Source organism: Pseudonocardia halophobica (genome assembly GCF_027922425.1).
In the GTDB taxonomy this organism is placed as follows: domain Bacteria; phylum Actinomycetota; class Actinomycetes; order Mycobacteriales; family Pseudonocardiaceae; genus Pseudonocardia; species Pseudonocardia halophobica.
In genome coordinates, this window is record NZ_BSFQ01000126.1 from 1 (window position 1) to 1,161 (window position 1,161).

Annotated in this window: 1 protein-coding gene; it reads right to left on the reverse strand. The window is 65.4% G+C overall.

Annotated features, from left to right (window positions below; translation table 11 throughout):
- On the reverse strand, positions 1 to 1,161 hold a 1,161-nt coding region (locus PKE99_RS37615), incomplete at both ends, for a hydantoinase B/oxoprolinase family protein (RefSeq protein WP_271215036.1).

Below are 1,161 nucleotides of genomic sequence, written 5' to 3' on the forward strand. Positions count from 1 at the left end.
GGCCGGCCTTGCCGCCGTTGACGCCGAACGGGCCGAAGACGGTGCGGTATGCGGTGATCGAGAGGAAGCCGTCGGCCAGGCAGCGAACGTCCTTCAGATACCCGAGGCCGCCGCGGTAGAGCCCGGCGCCGCCGGAGTCCTTGTAGAGACCGACTCGCTCGACGACGATCGGGTAGCGCTGCTCGATGAACTCCGCCGGCAGGTTCTTCGAGTGGGGAACGAGGTCGACGGTGTCTGTCCCGTCCGCCCAGGGACGTGCTCCTGAGCCGGCACCGAAGATCTCACGGTAGAGATACTCGTTGCCGTCGTCGTCGTGACCCCAGATGCCGTAGAGCTGGATGTTCATCATCCCGGCGATGACGTTTCCCTTGTGTGCCTTCGCCAGCGCCGCCGTGTAAGCGTTGATCATCACGAGCATGCATTCCATGCGGTCGACGACAGGTGCGGGATGTCTCGCCGACAACACCGTGTCGGGCGGGATCATCATCTGCATCACGCGGCCCATGCCCTCGTTGACGAGGATCTCCTGCCCCGCCTCGCCGGCGAGGAACGCGCCGAGCCACTTGATGTAGTGGCGGCCGTCCATCGCCCAGTTGACCGGGCCTTCCGCCGTCGGACCGGTCCCGCTGGCGTCGATCACCATGCGGTCCTTGTCCTTGTGGATGGTGTACTTGATCTTGATGGGCTTCTTGGAGATGCCGTCTTCTTCGATGAAGTCCTCGCCGACGTAGGTCCCGTCGGGGATGTTCGGCAGTGCGTGCGCGCGAGCGTCGTTCTCACACCGGTCCATGATCGCGTAGAACGCGGCCTCGACGACGTCCGCGCCGTACTGGTCGATGAGCTCGAGGACCCGGCGCTCCATCAGCCGCGCGCACGCGATGAATCCGTCGATGTCGCCCTGAAGCTCGCCCGGGAAGCGGCTGTTGCGCAACAGGATCTTCTGCGCGTCCGCGTTGAGCTTGCCGGCGTCGAACAGCTTGATGACGGGGCAGATTGTGCCCTCTTCGTAGATACTGGTCGACCGGATGGGCCAGCTGCCCGGCACGGCGCCGCCGACGTCGGTGACGTGGCCGAACACCTGGGAGAAGCCGATGAGCCGGCCCTCTCCGAAGATCGGGATGACGATGCAGTAGTCGGGCAGGTGCCCGATCGTGGCGCCCG